The following is a 13,024-nucleotide window of genomic DNA, read 5'->3' as shown; positions in this document are numbered from 1 at the left end:
TCGCTCAGCCCATCCCCGGCGGGGGCGGCAGCACGCCGGTCCCGACCAGCCACCCCAGCCAGTCACCGAGGTGCCACGCCTCGGACACCCTGTCCCCGGACCAGTGCAGGACGTGGGCGCCGTCGGAGGACGCGTGCCTGCCGGTGGGTTGCGCTCCGGGCAGGAGCGGCGTCTTCCCGGTGAAGGTCCCCTCGGCCGTCCAGCGGTGCACCGAGGTGGTCCCGTCGACGAGGTCCTCGTGCACCTGGACGTGCGCGTCCGGGAAGGCGGCCCGGAAGCCGGCGATGAAGTCCCGCAGCTCGGCCCGGCCCATGTCGGGGAAGGGAGGAGCGTGGTAGACGAGGTCCTCGGTGAAGACCTCGTCCACGGCCGCCAGGTCGCCCTGCTCCCAGGCGGCGGCGATGCGGGTCATCACCTCGTGCGCCCGCTCCTCGGCGACCGGTCCATGGGTGGTCCGGGTCATGGCACGACTCCTCCCTCGGGCGTCCGTGACGGTCCCGATGCTCCTCGGGCCGCGGCGGCGGACCAGGGTCGTCCGGCCCTCGGGTGAGTGCCGACGGCCGGTAGGAGAGGGCCAGTCATGCAATGGCGCTACGACGCGCTCCGTCTACAGGTCTCCCGTTCGCGCGGTCGCCGATCCCCTGTGGCCGGACGCCGGGCTCCCGGTCGTCCTATCAGGTCCGTGATCAGACGCGTCGGCCTCCCGTGAGCGGACGGCAGCGAGGAACCGGTCGGCGTAGCGGTCGACCGCGGCCAGGGCCTCGTCGGTGAGTCCGGCACGCAGACCGCGCTCGGTGTGGCCGTAGCGGATCAGGTCGCGGAGCAACTCGGGCGTGCGGTGGAGGTGCGGGTGTCGACGTCGAGCTGCGCACCGTCCGTGTCGAGCAGCCGGACGACGTGGTGCGGAGCCCACACGAGCGGGTCGCCGACGCCGTTGCCGAGGCCGTTCCCGAGCACGGACTCGAGCAGGAGCGGCAGCCCGGAGCGCGTCCACGGGCGCCCCCACGAGCTGGCGAGGAAGCCCGCGGCGAAGTCGTCGATGTCGACGTCGTCCATCGTGTCCGGCACGGTGGCGTCGCCGCCGTCGGGCAGCTGCGAGAGCATCTAGGCGACGAGTGGGCGGAGCTGCCGCCAGGGCGTGGTCTCACCTCGCAGCAGATCGAGGTCCGGTCCGCGCAGGGCGTCGGCCAGTCGGACGCGCGCATCGGCGAGTGCGATGTCGCGGACCCGCACATCCGGGTCGCCGTCGTCCACGACCTGCTGGACGACGGCGTCGAGGGACTGGCCGGAGACGGCGCCTCCGATCGCGCGGACGCCCATCTCGTTGTCGACGCGGACGACGGCCGTGAGGGCATGGCCGCCGGGCACGGTGACCCCGATGGCGAGTTCATCGATGTCACGGAAGACCGTGCTCAGCTCGACGGCCCGGGGAGCCGGCGTGGACCGGTGGAGCTGCGCGAGCCAACGAGCGAGCGGATGGCCGCCGTCGGCGGCGTCGCGGCGCACTTCCCGCCGCAGGCCGTCATCGCCGGTCAGGGTGGCCATGGCCAGTGCGCCGGCAGAGAACTCCGGCCGGCCCCAGGCGGTCAGGCCCCTGATCACGGTGCGGGTCGCAGCAGGGTCCGATCCGCCCTCGGCGATGGCCAGCAGCATCGATGCCGTGACGAGCAGCGGGCCGGGCGTCGGGGAATCCACAGCCGAGCGCAGCGCGCTCGCCAAGGTAGCTCCCCACTCGGCTCGGTCCTGCTCGCTGAGGTTAGGGGTGGTCGGCGCCCGGTCGTGGTCATGTCGGCGGACGCTAGGACGCATCACCGACGGAACGAGCCGCGTCGTGCTCGTCGCGCCTCCGGGTGTGGACGACGCGCTCGTCGACCGCGTCGGCGATCCGCGCGACGACGTCCTCGGGTGCCTCGTGCTCCCAGAAGCGGAGCACCGTCCAGCCCAGACCTATCAGCTGCTCGGTAGCTGAGGCATCCCGGGCACGGTTGCCGGCGAGCTTGCGCTCCCACCACTCGGTGTTCGCGTGCGGGAGGTGCAGGTGCTCGGGGCAGCCGTGCCAGAAGCAGCCGTCGATGTAGACGGCGATGCGGTTGCGGGGGAACGCGATGTCGATGGTCCGTCGGCGCTGTCCGGGGATCCGGTAGGCGACGCGGTAGCGGTAGCCGGCCGCGTGCAGGAGCCGGCGCACCGCCATCTCCGGTCCGTTGTCCCGTTTGCGCACCCGCCGCATGCGCTCGGCGATCCCTGCGCTGGAGGCACCGGGGTGTGGTCCCGGATCGGTAGCGGCCCAGGGCCGCGTCGTCCGCATGACGACGACCCTGTCGTGAGGGTGCGACAGGTCTCCGCCGTTCAGCCGACCAGGCTATCCAGGAACGCTTGTGTCTCCGGGTCGGTCGAGTGCAGCCGAACGCCGCGCAGCCCGCGCGTCAGCAGCACCCTAAAGACGTTGCGCACCAGCACGTCGAAGTCGGCATCGCTGACCCGCGTGGTGGTGCGGAAGTCGGGGTCGCGGTCGGCGCTCCGGACGGCGACCCAGCGGTCGGTGCCGACAGGACCTCCGGGATCACCCTCCGCGTCGCCAGCGCTCGATGTCGACGGCGTCGAGCACGCCGTCGACGTGCAGGGGCGCGATCGGGACACTCCACGGGTCAGTCCCCGGGCACGACGACGGCGCGGCCGCGGACCGCTCCCTCGTGCAGCCGGCGGTAGGCCTCCGGCGTCTCGTCCAGCGAGTACTTCTCGACCCCGACGTACACCGCCCCGGCCCGGGCGAGGTCGAGCACCTCCAGCAGCTCGGTGCGGGTGCCCCAGTACGGCGCACGCACCGACGCCCCATCGGCGTGGAGAAGAAGCCGGTCGGGAGCAGGCCGCCGCCGATACCGACGATTCGGATCACGCCGTCCAGGGCCACCGATTCCGCGCGATGTCCACGGTCGGCGCGGCGCCGACGAAGTCGAACACCGCCTGCGCACCGACCCCGCCGATCAGCGAGCGGATCGCCTCTACCGCGGACTCGTCCGACCGCAGCACGTGGTGCGCCCCGACCTCCGAGGCCAGTGCGAGTTTCCCCTCACTGATGTCGAGCGCGACGACGGTGGCCCCGGTGACCGCGCGCAGGATCTGGATGCCGACGTGCCCCAGACCACCGGCGCCGATCACCACCGCGGTGCTCCCGGCGGGCAGCGCGTCGAGGCTGGCGGCGATCGCCTGGTACGGCGTCAGCCCGGCGTCGGTGAGCGAGACGCTCTCCACCGGGTCGAGCCCGTCGAGCAGGACCAGGTGCCGGACGTCGTCCACGATCACGTACTCGGCCAGCGCACCCGCGGAGCCCAGCCCGGGAGGCTGGATGCCGAGCGAGGCCGCCCGCGGGCAGTAGTTCTCCGCACCCGCGCGCACGCGTGGCACAGCCCGCAGCCCCAGGGGCCGTAGACGGCGACCGCGTCGCCCACCGCCACACCGGTGACGCCGTCCCCGAGCGCGTCGACGACCCCCGCGCCCTCGTGCCCGAGCGTCAGCGGCAGCCCGTAGGCGTAGTTCTCGGCGGGCAGGTCCATGACGAACCAGTCGGAGTGGCACAGCCCGGCGGCGGTCACCTGCAGCCGGATCTGCCCGGTTCCGGGGTCGGGACCTCCACCACCTCGGGTCCGCCGCCGATGGTCCGGTACTGCACTACGCGCACGGGAGGTCCTCTCGTCGGGAGGCGGGTCCACGTCCACAAGAGATCAGGGACCGCCCGCCGGCGCAGCAGCGGCGACCCTCTCCGGCTGGAGAAGCCCTGCCACCACGAGCCGTTCGGGTTCTCCCGGCGGCATCTCCCAGGCACCGGTATCTGCGAGGCCTGCGACGTCCTCTGTCCCGTAGTGGGTACCGCGGTGCACGCCCGTTGCGCCGAGAGGCGCGGCGCGCGCCGCGGCCACAGGTGGACCGGTGACCTGGGGGAGGCGCGACGTGGTGCGGATCGGTACGTGGAACCTGGAGAACCTGTTCCGGCCCGGGGACGAGGGCGGTCCCCGGGACCCGGCCGTCTACGAGGCCAAGCTGGCAGCCCTGGCCGCGGTGATCACGCGGATCGAGCCCGACGTGCTGGCGGTCCAGGAGGTCGGCAACCCCGCCGCCCTCGCCGACCTGGCCGAACGGGTCGGCGGCGAGTGGCACTGCGCCACCGCCGGGGTGGAGGAGGGCCAGCGACCCATCCGGGTCGGCTACCTCTCCCGGCTGCCGCTGACCGACGTCGCAGAGATCACCGCCTTCCCGGAGAAGCTGGACCCCATCCAGGTCGACGACGCCGGCACCCGCCTGGCGGTGATGGGACGGGCGGCGCTGCGCGCCCGGGTCGCCGTCGACGGGACGCCGATCGATCTGATCACCTGCCACCTGAAGTCCAAGTTGCTGACCTTCTCGCCCGGCCCCGACGGGCGTCCCCGGTTCGACACCCGTGACGAGGGCGAGCGGGCCCGCGCCGCGGTCCACGCGCTGAGCCGGCGCGCCGCCGAGGCCGCCACCGTGCGCGCTGCCGCCACCCGTCTGCTCGACGGCCGGGGCCGGGACCGTCGCCTGGTGGTCCTCGGCGACCTCAACGACGTCCCAGAGGCGGCGACCACCCAGATCCTGCAGGGCCCGCCCGGCTCGGAGATCGGCACCGCCGGCTTCCCCCAGCCGGACCGCGGCGACGGCCAGCGTCTGTGGAACCTGGCCGCCCGCATCCCCGCAGAGCAGCGATTCAGCCGCCGCTACCGCGGCCGCGACGAGCTGATCGACCACATCCTGGTCAGCCACGCCCTGGTGCACCACGTGGCCGACGGCGACGTGCGGACCGACGGAGCCGGCCCCACCCCCTCGATCGACGACGACCCGAGCCCACGGCAGAGCGCGGCAGGCTCGGACCACCGCCCGGTCGTCGCCCGGATCGACGTCTGACTCTCGGCCCGCGGACCTACACCGTTCACACCGGCGAGAGGAGGACAGCATGGCCAGGCAGCCGGACACCACCAGGGTGCACAGAGCGAGCACGGCTCTCGACCAGTGGGGTCGGCAGTGGTGGTCCCGCGCGCGGAAGCGCGTGAGGTTGCCGCAGGGCAATGCCGTCGTGCTGGCCGTGTTGCGGTCGCGCGCGCACCGTCTGCTGAGCGCCTCGGCGATCGAGCTGCGCTACACCGGGCGGCGGAGTGGGCGGCAGTACGTGCTGCCGGTGCAGTACGCCGGCGCCGGTGACCACCTCGTGGTGCGGCCTCAGCACTGGCAGCACTCCACGTGGTGGCGCAACTTCCGGACGCCGCAGCCGGTGACCGTGCGCCTCGCCGGTCGACTGCACGAGGGCACGGCGCGGGTGGTGGATCCCGGCGATCCGCAGTGGCGATCGGCCCGGCAGACCTACGCGACGCGCTGGCCTCGTTCCGGGCGGCGCGGAACCGGACCGCTGGTGGTGATCGACCTGCGGCCGTGACCACGGACGACGCCGGCCTCCCGTGTGGCCACCCGCGTGGTCCCGAGGTACGTGCTGCCCTCGGATCGGAGGAGCCCCGCATGCCGCCTGCCGCCTCTCCGTGCCCACGCGGGCTGAGCTGGCCGGATCCACCCGTGAGGCTGCGCCGGGCGATCACCGACTCCGTCGGCGCGTCCGTCGTCTCCGCCGAGTCGCCGCCGGGCGGCTTCACCCCCGGCGTCGCCGCCCGGCTGCTGCTGGCCGACGGACGGCGGTGTTTCGTGACTGTCGCCTCCGCCGCGTACGGGGACTGGGTGGCGACGGCCTACCGGCACGAGGCCGCGGTCAACGTCCATCTGCCGCCCTCGGTCCCCGCCCCGCGGATGTGGACGCACCTCGACGACGGGGACTGGTTCTGACTGGTCTTCGACGACGTGGCCGGTCGCGCGGTGGAGGGCACCCCGGCCGGTCGCCCGGGCGACGGCGGGGTGATCCGCTCGCACGGCTGAGGCCGTTGACCGTCGCGGGTGAGGCGAGCACAGTCGACGGCACCGGACACCTGCGCCCGACGCGGCGAGAACCTCCCGTTCGGTTGCGCTGCGGGGGACGCGGCCCGGTCATCCCCACTCCTCGAAGTCGGCAGGAGGCGACCAGCGATGGCCAGCATCGAGACGAAGAGCATGGACCACCCCGACGAGTCGCGGACCCCGGACAAGACGAGCATGAGCGTCGTCCACCTGGGCGGCGCCACCGTGGGTCGCTTCACCCTCCAGCCGGGTTGGCGGTGGTCGGACTGCATCAAGCCGGTGGCCGGCACGGACACCTGTCAGGCGGCGCACCTCGGGTACGTCGTCTCCGGCCGGATCCACATCGCCGCGACCGACGGCGCCGAAGCCGACGTCAGTGCGGGTGACGCCTACCGTCTCGAACCGGGCCACGACGCCTGGGTCGTGGGCGACGAACCGTTCGTGGCGTTGGAGTTCGAGAGCAAGACGGCCGACACGTACGCCAAGGGCTGATCGCCGTCGCGGATCCGCGGACGACGGACGCCACGTCGCGGCGCGGTCACAGCCACGCCTCGATCTCGTCCAGTTGCGCGTGGGTGAGCCCGACGGCCCGGTCCGGGGCGACCACGAGCACGTGCGGGTGAGCGGCCAGCCAGTCCCCGGTGTCGGCGGCCTGCTCGGCCAGGTCGTCGTCGATCCACACGATCCGCCGGTCGGGCTCCGACTCGGCCACCTCGCGGGCCAGGGCGAGCTTCCACCATCCCGACGCACCGTCGAGGGACGCGAGGAACCCGGTCGGTGCGGTGTCGGCGCGGGCATGGGTCTTCAACCCGCGCGGCAGCCCCATCGGTGCAGCGAGCAGCCGGTCGGCGTCCGTGGTCCAGGTGGTGAGCCACTGGATCTCCACCCGGCCCGACTCGTGCAGCTCCCGCAGGCGAGCGGTGACGGTCGGGTCCCAGGACAGCACGAAGCCGTTGAACACACCCCGCTCCCAGCCCTCGCGCAGCTCCCGGCGGGCCGCGTTGAGCACGCCATCGACGTCCAGCAGCAGGATCGGACGGTCCCGGGTCGAGCTCATGGTCGGTCCTCCGCCTCTGCCCGGATGCGCGATCGAGCGTGCCCTACCCCGGGCGCCGACGACGGTGAACTCGGCAGCCGCACGCCGTGTCGGCGGACTCGGTCGTCGCTGTGTCACCCAGGCACGCACGAGAGGCCGTCTCGGCGCATCCGCACACGCTGCTACCGGCCGTCCGCCGAGTCCAGCCCCGACCCTGCACGGGTGTCGACGGAGTGCTGGAGCCCGTGTCAGGCAGCCAGCCGATCGCGACCGGTGACGGTGCGGGCTGCGGCGAACAGCCGAGCCGAGGGTCCGCAACTAAACCGCTCCCGAGAACGCCTGGAAGCACCCCCCGTCCCCCTATCCTCGCGCAGGTGCGGCAACCCGATCGCGCGGTCACTGCCTCACGGCGCCGGCGACGCCGATGGGAGGTGGCCATAGCCACCACCGCCGCGGCCCTGGGAGTGAGCAGCCTGGTGGCCCTGGCGACGGCGGACGGCGAGCGTCCGACGAGCGCGGCCTCGACCGCTGCGACGACGACCAGCAGTTCGCCCTCGACGTCGCCGCCGGGTCCACCCCCCGCTGAGGAGTCGGCCGCCGCCGCGCCGGAGACCATCGCAGGCCTGATCGCGGACCTGACGGCGCGACCGGACGCGGCCGGACCGGCCGGCCCACTGCTGCGGGACGGGCTGCGGGGTCTCGTGTCCGAGGACGAGGGCGTGCGCCAGGTGTCGGCCCTGCAGGTGCTGTCGGTCGTGATCAGTGGCGAGGCGCTCGACCCCCGGTACGCCACCGCCACCCGGCTGGCCCTGTTCCGCACGATGACCGGCCGGGCACCGGCGCCCTCGGCGCCGGCCGGACCCCCGTCGTGCCTCGAGGTCCGGCAGGGGACGCCGCCCGCCGTGGTGCAGGGCTACGCGCGTCAGATCGTCGACGAGTTGCCGGCCTGGCAGGCCGACGGGTTCCCGGCCGACGAGACCGCACGCCTGCAGGAACTCATCACACCGGTGGTGGCGGGCCAGGCGACCCTCGACCTCGGTCCGTGCCCGGGCCAGTGACGCCTCCGGGCACGGAGGGACCGCGTCGCACGCGGTCCAGGTCCGCTTGGGATCGCCCAGCCACGTCGGCCCCGGACCAGAGACGGCTCGTCCGTGCGGTCGTCCGTCCCGTCAGCTGGAGGCGGATGGGTCCTCCAGGTCGAAGGCGGCGTGCGGAGCGGCGGTGAGGGAGACCTCCTGCTCCGGCCGCGGTCGGCCGATCTGCCGCCCCGGCACCGACGACGGCACGGTGACGACGTCGTCGCCGCTGACCACGCTCGGATGGTCGAGGCCGTTGTCGGTTCCGACCGGTCCCTCGGTCGAGAACCCGCGGATCCTGCTGGTGACCGGGGCGACGGTGACCCGGGACGAGTGTGGGCGCACCACCTCACGAGTCAGCACGAGCACGGGACGGGTCTCGTCGAGCCGGGCCAGGTGGTCGGGCGCGTCAGTCGAGGTCGTCGAGCGGCGTCCGGGCGGCGTGCTCGGCGAGCGCGTCCAGGTCGTCGGGGCCGGGATCCGCGGCCAGGATGGCCGCGTCCCGGGCTGCGATCCGGCGACGCCGTTCCCGTCGGAGCGCCTGGCTGACCACGGCGGCCCGGGACGACGCGCGGCCGTCGGACACCAGTTGGTCGATGAACTCGACCAGTTCCTCGGGAAGGCGGACGGCGATCCGCGTACCCACCTGGCCAACGGTAGTGGCGTGGGATGCACCGCGGGATCACGTCGCCTTGCCGTCATCGTCGCCGCCGTCGTCCCGGAAGTGGCGGTCACGTCCCTCGCTCCGCAGGGCCGTCGCAGTGCGCGGCCCCGATGTCGTTACAGGGAGCAGCGTGCGGGTCTCGTTGCCACCATCCACGCGTGCCCGTGTCGATGACCATCCCCGACGTGCGGGATGACACGCATGACGAACTCGCCGCTCGAGCCGCCCGGGCGGGTCTGTCGCTGCAGGAGTACGTGCGCGGGCGGCTGATCGAGCTGGCCCGGCGTTCGAACCCCGTGGACCTGTGGGACCGGGTCGAGCACCGGATGAGGGTCACCGGGAGCAGGGTGGAGGCCGAGGAGATCCTCGAGCTCCGCGACACCGACCACCGGTGACGATCGCCGTCGACTTCCCCACGGGGTCGCTCCAACCGCTCGGCGATCGACGGGTGCGCCAGTCACTCCTGCTCGGCGAGGGCGGCGAGCCGGTCGAGCGAGGCCTGCAGCCGGTCGGCCGTGGTCGCCCGGGCGCGCGGGAGGCGCCCCTCGTCGGTCAGCCGGGACCAGTCGTAGGTGTGGGTGACGCGCGTCCGCGACGGGCCGATCGGCTCGAGCTCCCACCGCCACAGGTGCCCCGGCAGCTCCTGACCCGGCTCGGCGGGCTGCCACGCGATGAGCCGGCCCTCGTCGAACTCGACGACGTGGTTCTCCCGGACGCTGCCCATGGTGAGCGTCGTGCCGAACACCGCGCCGACGGCCCGCACCCGCTGACCGTCGGCGGCCGCGGCCAGGTTGTCGTTGCCGTCCCGCCGTGGTTGCTGGGCCGGATCGGCGATGAGCTCGAAGACGCGCCCGGCGCCGGCCGCGATCTCGCGGCTGGCGCTCACGACGCGCGGGACCTCCTCGTTGCCGCTCATGGCGACATGGAAGCAGTCGCCCTCGCTGTCGGCGACGTCGTGCGCTCCGTCAGCTCCACGGGGCCGTGCCGTCGCGCAGGAGTCCGGCGATCGACGCGACGTCGTCGAGCTGCCCCGAGGCGATCGCCATGACCAGCTCGTAGGCCTCGTCGTTCGACAGGGTCAGCTGCACGCCGTTGAGGCCGTGGAAGGCGATGGTCGCGGCGAGCGAGAGTCGCTCGTTGCCGTCGACCAGCGGGTGGTTGCGGGCGACCGAGTGCAGCAGGGCTGCCGCCTTGTCCTGGATGGACGGGTAGGCGTCCTCCCCGAAGGCCGTCGCCTGCGGTCTGGCCGCCGCGGACTCCAGCAGACCGATGTCGCGCACCTCGAAGGCGCCCAGCGTCCGCCGGGCGACGTGCAGCAGGTCCTCGAGGTCGAGGTGGATCACTGGCCGAGCCGCTCCAGGGCCTCGGCATAGCGGGGGAGCTCCCGGTCGAGGACCCGGTCGAGCAGCTCGCGCTTGCTGTTCCGCTCGATGTAGTCGCGGACCGCCTGCCGGGCGACGTCCTGCATGGACCGGCCCTCGAGCTCGGCCCTGCGGCGCAGGGCCTCGGTCTCGCGCTCGTCGAGGCGCAGTGTCATGGCCATGGCGTCGTATGATACCGGCTCTGATACCGCGAGGGCCTGGACCTGCAGCAGCTGTGTCGCAGGCTGCGTCGCCAGTCGTGCCCCCGCGGCACGGTCGGTCAGGTCAGCCCGGGCAGGTTGACCACGATCGCCTCCTGGCTGCTGCGGGCGATGACGACCACGGCCTCCTCGTCGGTCGGGTTCTCCTCTCGGTGCGGGGTGCGCGGCGGCACGAACACGTAGTCACCTGGCCCCGTGGTCAGCCGCACCTCCTCGCCGTCCTGCGCGAAGACGAACACCGGGTGGCCGCGCAGCACGTGGATGGCGGTCTCGGAATCGCCGTGGTGGTGGTCGCCGGACGACGTCCGCGGCGCGACGTGGGTCTGTCCCATCCACACCCGCTGGGAGCCGACGGTCTTGGCCGAGATCGCCTCCCGCCGCGTCATACCGCTGGTCTGGCCGGTGTCCCCGCTGAGGTCATCGGCCCGGACGTGCCGCAGCGGCTGGTGCCAGCCGTCGGTGTGCTGCTCGGTCATGGCCTCAGCCGACCGCGCGGCCGGGCCGCGGTCAAGCGCGGACGGTTCCGGCCGGGACGAGGCCATCGTGGGGCGGGTGTGACGACGGCGACCCGGGCGGAGGTGCCGACCGGCGCCGCGACTGCCGATGAGTCGGGGGAGCGGCGGAACGATCCTCGACCCCCGTCGCCGTGGGGAGTGCACTGCGCATGGCTGGACGACGACGACTCGGGGACGGCATGGCGGTCCTCGGTGGCGCTCGCCCCGACCTGCTCGCGGCGGCGCCCGGTGCGCGCTCGCGGTTCGTCGCGCTCGGGGGAGTCCTGCTCAGCACCGGCGGCCTCGCCGTCGCCTCGGCGGCGTTCGCGCTGCACATGGCCCTCGGCGTGTGGTGGCCGTTCGCGCTGCTGCTCGGCCTGGGCTGGGGCGCCGTCGTGGTCAACCTCGACCGGATGCTGCTGGTCGGCATGGCGCACGACTCCTCGCTCAAGCGCAACCTCGCCCTTGCCGTGCCGCGCGTGGGCCTGGCGCTGGTGCTCGGCGTCGTCGTCGCCACGCCGCTGACGCTGCAGGTGTTCCACAAGGAGATCGACGCCGAGATCACCGTCATGCAGGCCGAGGCCGCCGACGCCTACCGGCAGTCGCTGGAGGCCGACGCGCGCTTCGCCGGGCTGGCCGAGCTGGAGGAGCGGGTCGCCGCCGAGCAGGACGTCGTCGCCAGCGGTGGCGCCACCGACGTCGCGCTCGCCGCCGTGCAGGCCGAGGTGACGGCGAAGCAGGCCGCCTACGACGCCGCGCTGGCCACCCAGCGCGACCTCGAGGCCCGCGCCCAGTGCGAGCTCGACGGCACCTGCGGCACCGGCGACGCCGGCACCGGCGCCGCCTACGTGCAGGCCCGGGCGGCCGCCGACGCGCAGGCCGCCGTCGTCGCCGGTGCGCGCTCGGAGCTGGACGCCGCCCTGTCGACGGCGGACGACGCCGAGTCGCGCAGCGCCGACCTGGCCGCCGCCGCGCTGGCCACCGACTCCGCCGAGCTGGCGCGGCTGAACGCCGAGCTCGACCGGCTGCAGTCGGCGTTCGACGCCACGAACGAGGGCTCCGGCGGCATCCTGCTGCGGCTCGAGGCGCTCGACCGGCTCAGCGACCGCAACGCCACGCTCGCCATGGCCAAGTTCATGCTGTCGCTGCTGTTCATGTGCGTCGAGATCCTCCCGGTGTTCATGAAGGTGCTGCTCAACTTCGGCCCGCCCACCGCCTACGACCAGCTCGCCGCGATGCGTGACTCCGGCGACCTCGACATCGAGGAGCTGCAGCAGCAGTCGCGGCGCACCGTGGCCGAGGCCAAGGAGGAGCTCCTGGTGATGGCCGAGCAGGAGCGCCTCGACCGGCAGAAGGCCGTCATCCTCGCCCGGCAGCAGGCCGCGGTCGCGGCTCTCGCGACGACCCAGGCTGCGCCCGCGGCGCCCCAGCCGGCTCCCGCCCAGGTGGAGGACGAGCCCGGCCGGCAGCTCTGGGACACCGGCCCGATCCGCCTGGCCCGTACGGCCGCGCGGACGCTGCGGACCTCCCGCCGTCCGTCCGACCGCGTCCCGACGGCGGTCTGACCGGTGGACCAGGACGTTCGCGCCCTTCGGAACTACGTCGCCGAGCACCTCGGTGACGAGCTGATCGAGTGGCCGGGTGGACGACCCGGCGAGGTCGAGGTCGCGCTCGTCGACGCGGTCATGTCCATCCGGGCGCGCTATGGCCGGCCCGAGCGCACGGAGGACGAGGTGGTGCTGAAGCCCACCGGGGTCCACCGTGCGGTGGCCGCCTTTCGCCGACTGCGTGGCGAAGGCCCACTCGACGACCTCCGCGCTCTGGCCGACGTCGATCCTGTCGACCTGACGCGGGCACTGGGCTCCCAGAGGACCGGCGGCATCCTCAAGGCGGAGGCGATCGTCCGGGCAGCCGCCGCGCTCGTCGACGTCGGCGTGACCCGCGCCGATCACGTCGAGCCCGAGGACGAGATCCAGAAGCGGGCGTACACGTCGGTCCGCGGCCTCGGCTGGGTGACGTGGGATTACCTGGGCATGCTGCTCGGCCGCCCCGGGGTCAAGGCCGACCGGTGGGTCATCCAGGCGGTCTGCAACGCCGTCCGTCGTCCGGTGACGGCCGTCGAGGCCCGCGACGTCGTCCTCGCGACGGCGGACGCCATGGCGGAGAGCCCAAGCCGCCTCGAGCACGCGCTGTGGGCGTACGAGCGGACGGCCGCGCAGTCTG

23 protein-coding genes are annotated in these 13,024 nt (G+C 73.6%); 8 read left to right on the top strand and 15 right to left on the bottom strand.

The genetic code is table 11. The features are described from left to right. Positions 1 to 4 precede the first annotated feature (4 nt). The 8 genes from ABQ292_RS09440 to ABQ292_RS09405 form a co-directional block, all read right to left on the bottom strand. The gene (locus ABQ292_RS09440; RefSeq protein WP_369205588.1) at positions 5 to 463 is read right to left on the bottom strand and encodes an ester cyclase; all 459 of its coding nucleotides are present in this window, start codon (positions 461 to 463) and stop codon (positions 5 to 7) included. A gap of 347 nt (positions 464 to 810) precedes the next feature. Beyond that, complete coding sequence (locus ABQ292_RS09435; RefSeq protein WP_369205586.1) at positions 811 to 1,104, bottom strand: hypothetical protein; 294 nt, start codon at positions 1,102 to 1,104, stop codon at positions 811 to 813. Further along, positions 1,105 to 1,719, bottom strand: coding sequence for a hypothetical protein (locus ABQ292_RS09430; protein WP_369205584.1), 615 nt, complete (start codon positions 1,717 to 1,719; stop codon positions 1,105 to 1,107). Positions 1,720 to 1,798: 79 nt separating this feature from the next. After that, complete coding sequence (locus tag ABQ292_RS09425; protein ID WP_369205582.1) at positions 1,799 to 2,230, bottom strand: very short patch repair endonuclease; 432 nt, start codon at positions 2,228 to 2,230, stop codon at positions 1,799 to 1,801. A gap of 119 nt (positions 2,231 to 2,349) precedes the next feature. Beyond that, a complete protein-coding gene (locus ABQ292_RS09420; RefSeq protein WP_369205580.1) occupies positions 2,350 to 2,640 on the bottom strand; it encodes a hypothetical protein in 291 nt (96 codons plus the stop codon). 8 nt (positions 2,641 to 2,648) lie between these two features. After that, a complete protein-coding gene (locus ABQ292_RS09415; RefSeq protein WP_369205578.1) occupies positions 2,649 to 2,825 on the bottom strand; it encodes a zinc-binding dehydrogenase in 177 nt (58 codons plus the stop codon). 67 nt (positions 2,826 to 2,892) lie between these two features. Further along, positions 2,893 to 3,396, bottom strand: a complete 504-nt coding sequence (locus ABQ292_RS09410) for a zinc-binding dehydrogenase (protein WP_369205576.1) — start codon at positions 3,394 to 3,396, stop codon at positions 2,893 to 2,895. Then, the gene (locus tag ABQ292_RS09405; protein ID WP_369205574.1) at positions 3,300 to 3,593 is read right to left on the bottom strand and encodes an alcohol dehydrogenase catalytic domain-containing protein; all 294 of its coding nucleotides are present in this window, start codon (positions 3,591 to 3,593) and stop codon (positions 3,300 to 3,302) included. Before ABQ292_RS09405 ends, ABQ292_RS09410 begins: the two co-directional genes overlap by 97 nt. A 334-nt stretch (positions 3,594 to 3,927) precedes the next feature. Here ABQ292_RS09405 and ABQ292_RS09400 point away from each other — a divergent pair, with 334 nt between their 5' ends. The 4 genes from ABQ292_RS09400 (at position 3,928) to ABQ292_RS09385 (ending at position 6,441) form a co-directional block, all read left to right on the top strand. Then, positions 3,928 to 4,917: an endonuclease/exonuclease/phosphatase family protein gene (locus tag ABQ292_RS09400; protein ID WP_369205572.1), complete on the top strand. Its 990-nt coding sequence runs from the start codon at positions 3,928 to 3,930 to the stop codon at positions 4,915 to 4,917. A gap of 142 nt (positions 4,918 to 5,059) precedes the next feature. After that, complete coding sequence (locus tag ABQ292_RS09395; protein ID WP_369205570.1) at positions 5,060 to 5,443, top strand: nitroreductase/quinone reductase family protein; 384 nt, start codon at positions 5,060 to 5,062, stop codon at positions 5,441 to 5,443. Between the two features lie 134 nt (positions 5,444 to 5,577). Then, complete coding sequence (locus tag ABQ292_RS09390) at positions 5,578 to 5,841, top strand: hypothetical protein (RefSeq protein WP_369205568.1); 264 nt, start codon at positions 5,578 to 5,580, stop codon at positions 5,839 to 5,841. Positions 5,842 to 6,078: 237 nt separating this feature from the next. Further along, positions 6,079 to 6,441, top strand: a complete 363-nt coding sequence (locus ABQ292_RS09385; protein ID WP_369205566.1) for a cupin domain-containing protein — start codon at positions 6,079 to 6,081, stop codon at positions 6,439 to 6,441. Positions 6,442 to 6,487: 46 nt separating this feature from the next. Here ABQ292_RS09385 and ABQ292_RS09380 read toward each other — a convergent pair whose 3' ends face one another. Further along, positions 6,488 to 7,006 (bottom strand): HAD domain-containing protein, encoded by a 519-nt coding sequence (locus tag ABQ292_RS09380; RefSeq protein WP_369205564.1) that lies wholly within the window; start codon positions 7,004 to 7,006, stop codon positions 6,488 to 6,490. Positions 7,007 to 7,416: 410 nt separating this feature from the next. Between ABQ292_RS09380 and ABQ292_RS09375 the strand changes: the two genes are divergently transcribed. Beyond that, positions 7,417 to 8,043, top strand: coding sequence for a hypothetical protein (locus ABQ292_RS09375; RefSeq protein ID WP_369205562.1), 627 nt, complete (start codon positions 7,417 to 7,419; stop codon positions 8,041 to 8,043). A 111-nt stretch (positions 8,044 to 8,154) separates the two neighbouring features. On the opposite strand, the gene ABQ292_RS09370 is transcribed toward ABQ292_RS09375, so the two are convergent. Both ABQ292_RS09370 and ABQ292_RS09365 read right to left on the bottom strand, forming a co-directional pair. Beyond that, entirely contained in the window at positions 8,155 to 8,457 is a 303-nt protein-coding gene (locus ABQ292_RS09370; RefSeq protein WP_369205673.1) for a type II toxin-antitoxin system PemK/MazF family toxin, read from the bottom strand. 13 nt (positions 8,458 to 8,470) lie between these two features. Continuing rightward, on the bottom strand, positions 8,471 to 8,707 hold the full coding sequence (locus ABQ292_RS09365; RefSeq protein ID WP_369205560.1) for a ribbon-helix-helix domain-containing protein: 237 nt from the start codon (positions 8,705 to 8,707) through the stop codon (positions 8,471 to 8,473). Positions 8,708 to 8,883: 176 nt separating this feature from the next. Here ABQ292_RS09365 and ABQ292_RS09360 point away from each other — a divergent pair, with 176 nt between their 5' ends. Beyond that, the gene (locus ABQ292_RS09360) at positions 8,884 to 9,120 is read left to right on the top strand and encodes a FitA-like ribbon-helix-helix domain-containing protein (RefSeq protein ID WP_369205558.1); all 237 of its coding nucleotides are present in this window, start codon (positions 8,884 to 8,886) and stop codon (positions 9,118 to 9,120) included. A 62-nt stretch (positions 9,121 to 9,182) separates the two neighbouring features. On the opposite strand, the gene ABQ292_RS09355 is transcribed toward ABQ292_RS09360, so the two are convergent. The 4 genes from ABQ292_RS09355 to ABQ292_RS09340 all read right to left on the bottom strand — a co-directional run bounded on the left by ABQ292_RS09355 (position 9,183) and on the right by ABQ292_RS09340 (position 10,783). Beyond that, complete coding sequence (locus ABQ292_RS09355) at positions 9,183 to 9,641, bottom strand: SRPBCC family protein (RefSeq protein WP_369205556.1); 459 nt, start codon at positions 9,639 to 9,641, stop codon at positions 9,183 to 9,185. Positions 9,642 to 9,690: 49 nt separating this feature from the next. After that, positions 9,691 to 10,068 carry a type II toxin-antitoxin system death-on-curing family toxin gene (locus tag ABQ292_RS09350; RefSeq protein WP_369205554.1) on the bottom strand — a complete coding sequence of 126 codons (378 nt, stop codon included), beginning with the start codon at positions 10,066 to 10,068 and terminating at the stop codon, positions 9,691 to 9,693. Continuing rightward, the gene (locus ABQ292_RS09345) at positions 10,065 to 10,268 is read right to left on the bottom strand and encodes a ribbon-helix-helix protein, CopG family (protein WP_369205552.1); all 204 of its coding nucleotides are present in this window, start codon (positions 10,266 to 10,268) and stop codon (positions 10,065 to 10,067) included. The genes ABQ292_RS09350 and ABQ292_RS09345 overlap by 4 nt, the downstream gene beginning before the upstream one ends. Positions 10,269 to 10,366: 98 nt before the next feature. Further along, the gene (locus ABQ292_RS09340) at positions 10,367 to 10,783 is read right to left on the bottom strand and encodes a cupin domain-containing protein (protein ID WP_369205550.1); all 417 of its coding nucleotides are present in this window, start codon (positions 10,781 to 10,783) and stop codon (positions 10,367 to 10,369) included. Positions 10,784 to 10,971: 188 nt separating this feature from the next. Between ABQ292_RS09340 and ABQ292_RS09335 the strand changes: the two genes are divergently transcribed. Next, complete coding sequence (locus ABQ292_RS09335) at positions 10,972 to 12,366, top strand: DUF4407 domain-containing protein (protein WP_369205548.1); 1,395 nt, start codon at positions 10,972 to 10,974, stop codon at positions 12,364 to 12,366. Positions 12,367 to 12,369: 3 nt separating this feature from the next. After that, positions 12,370 to 13,024, top strand: a 655-nt coding sequence (locus ABQ292_RS09330; RefSeq protein ID WP_369205546.1) for a DUF8548 family protein, incomplete at its 3' end; no start/stop codon positions are given.

Source organism: Geodermatophilus maliterrae (assembly GCF_041018925.1).
In the GTDB taxonomy this organism is placed as follows: domain Bacteria; phylum Actinomycetota; class Actinomycetes; order Mycobacteriales; family Geodermatophilaceae; genus Geodermatophilus; species Geodermatophilus maliterrae.
This window is presented reverse-complemented; position numbering and strand designations above follow the sequence as displayed.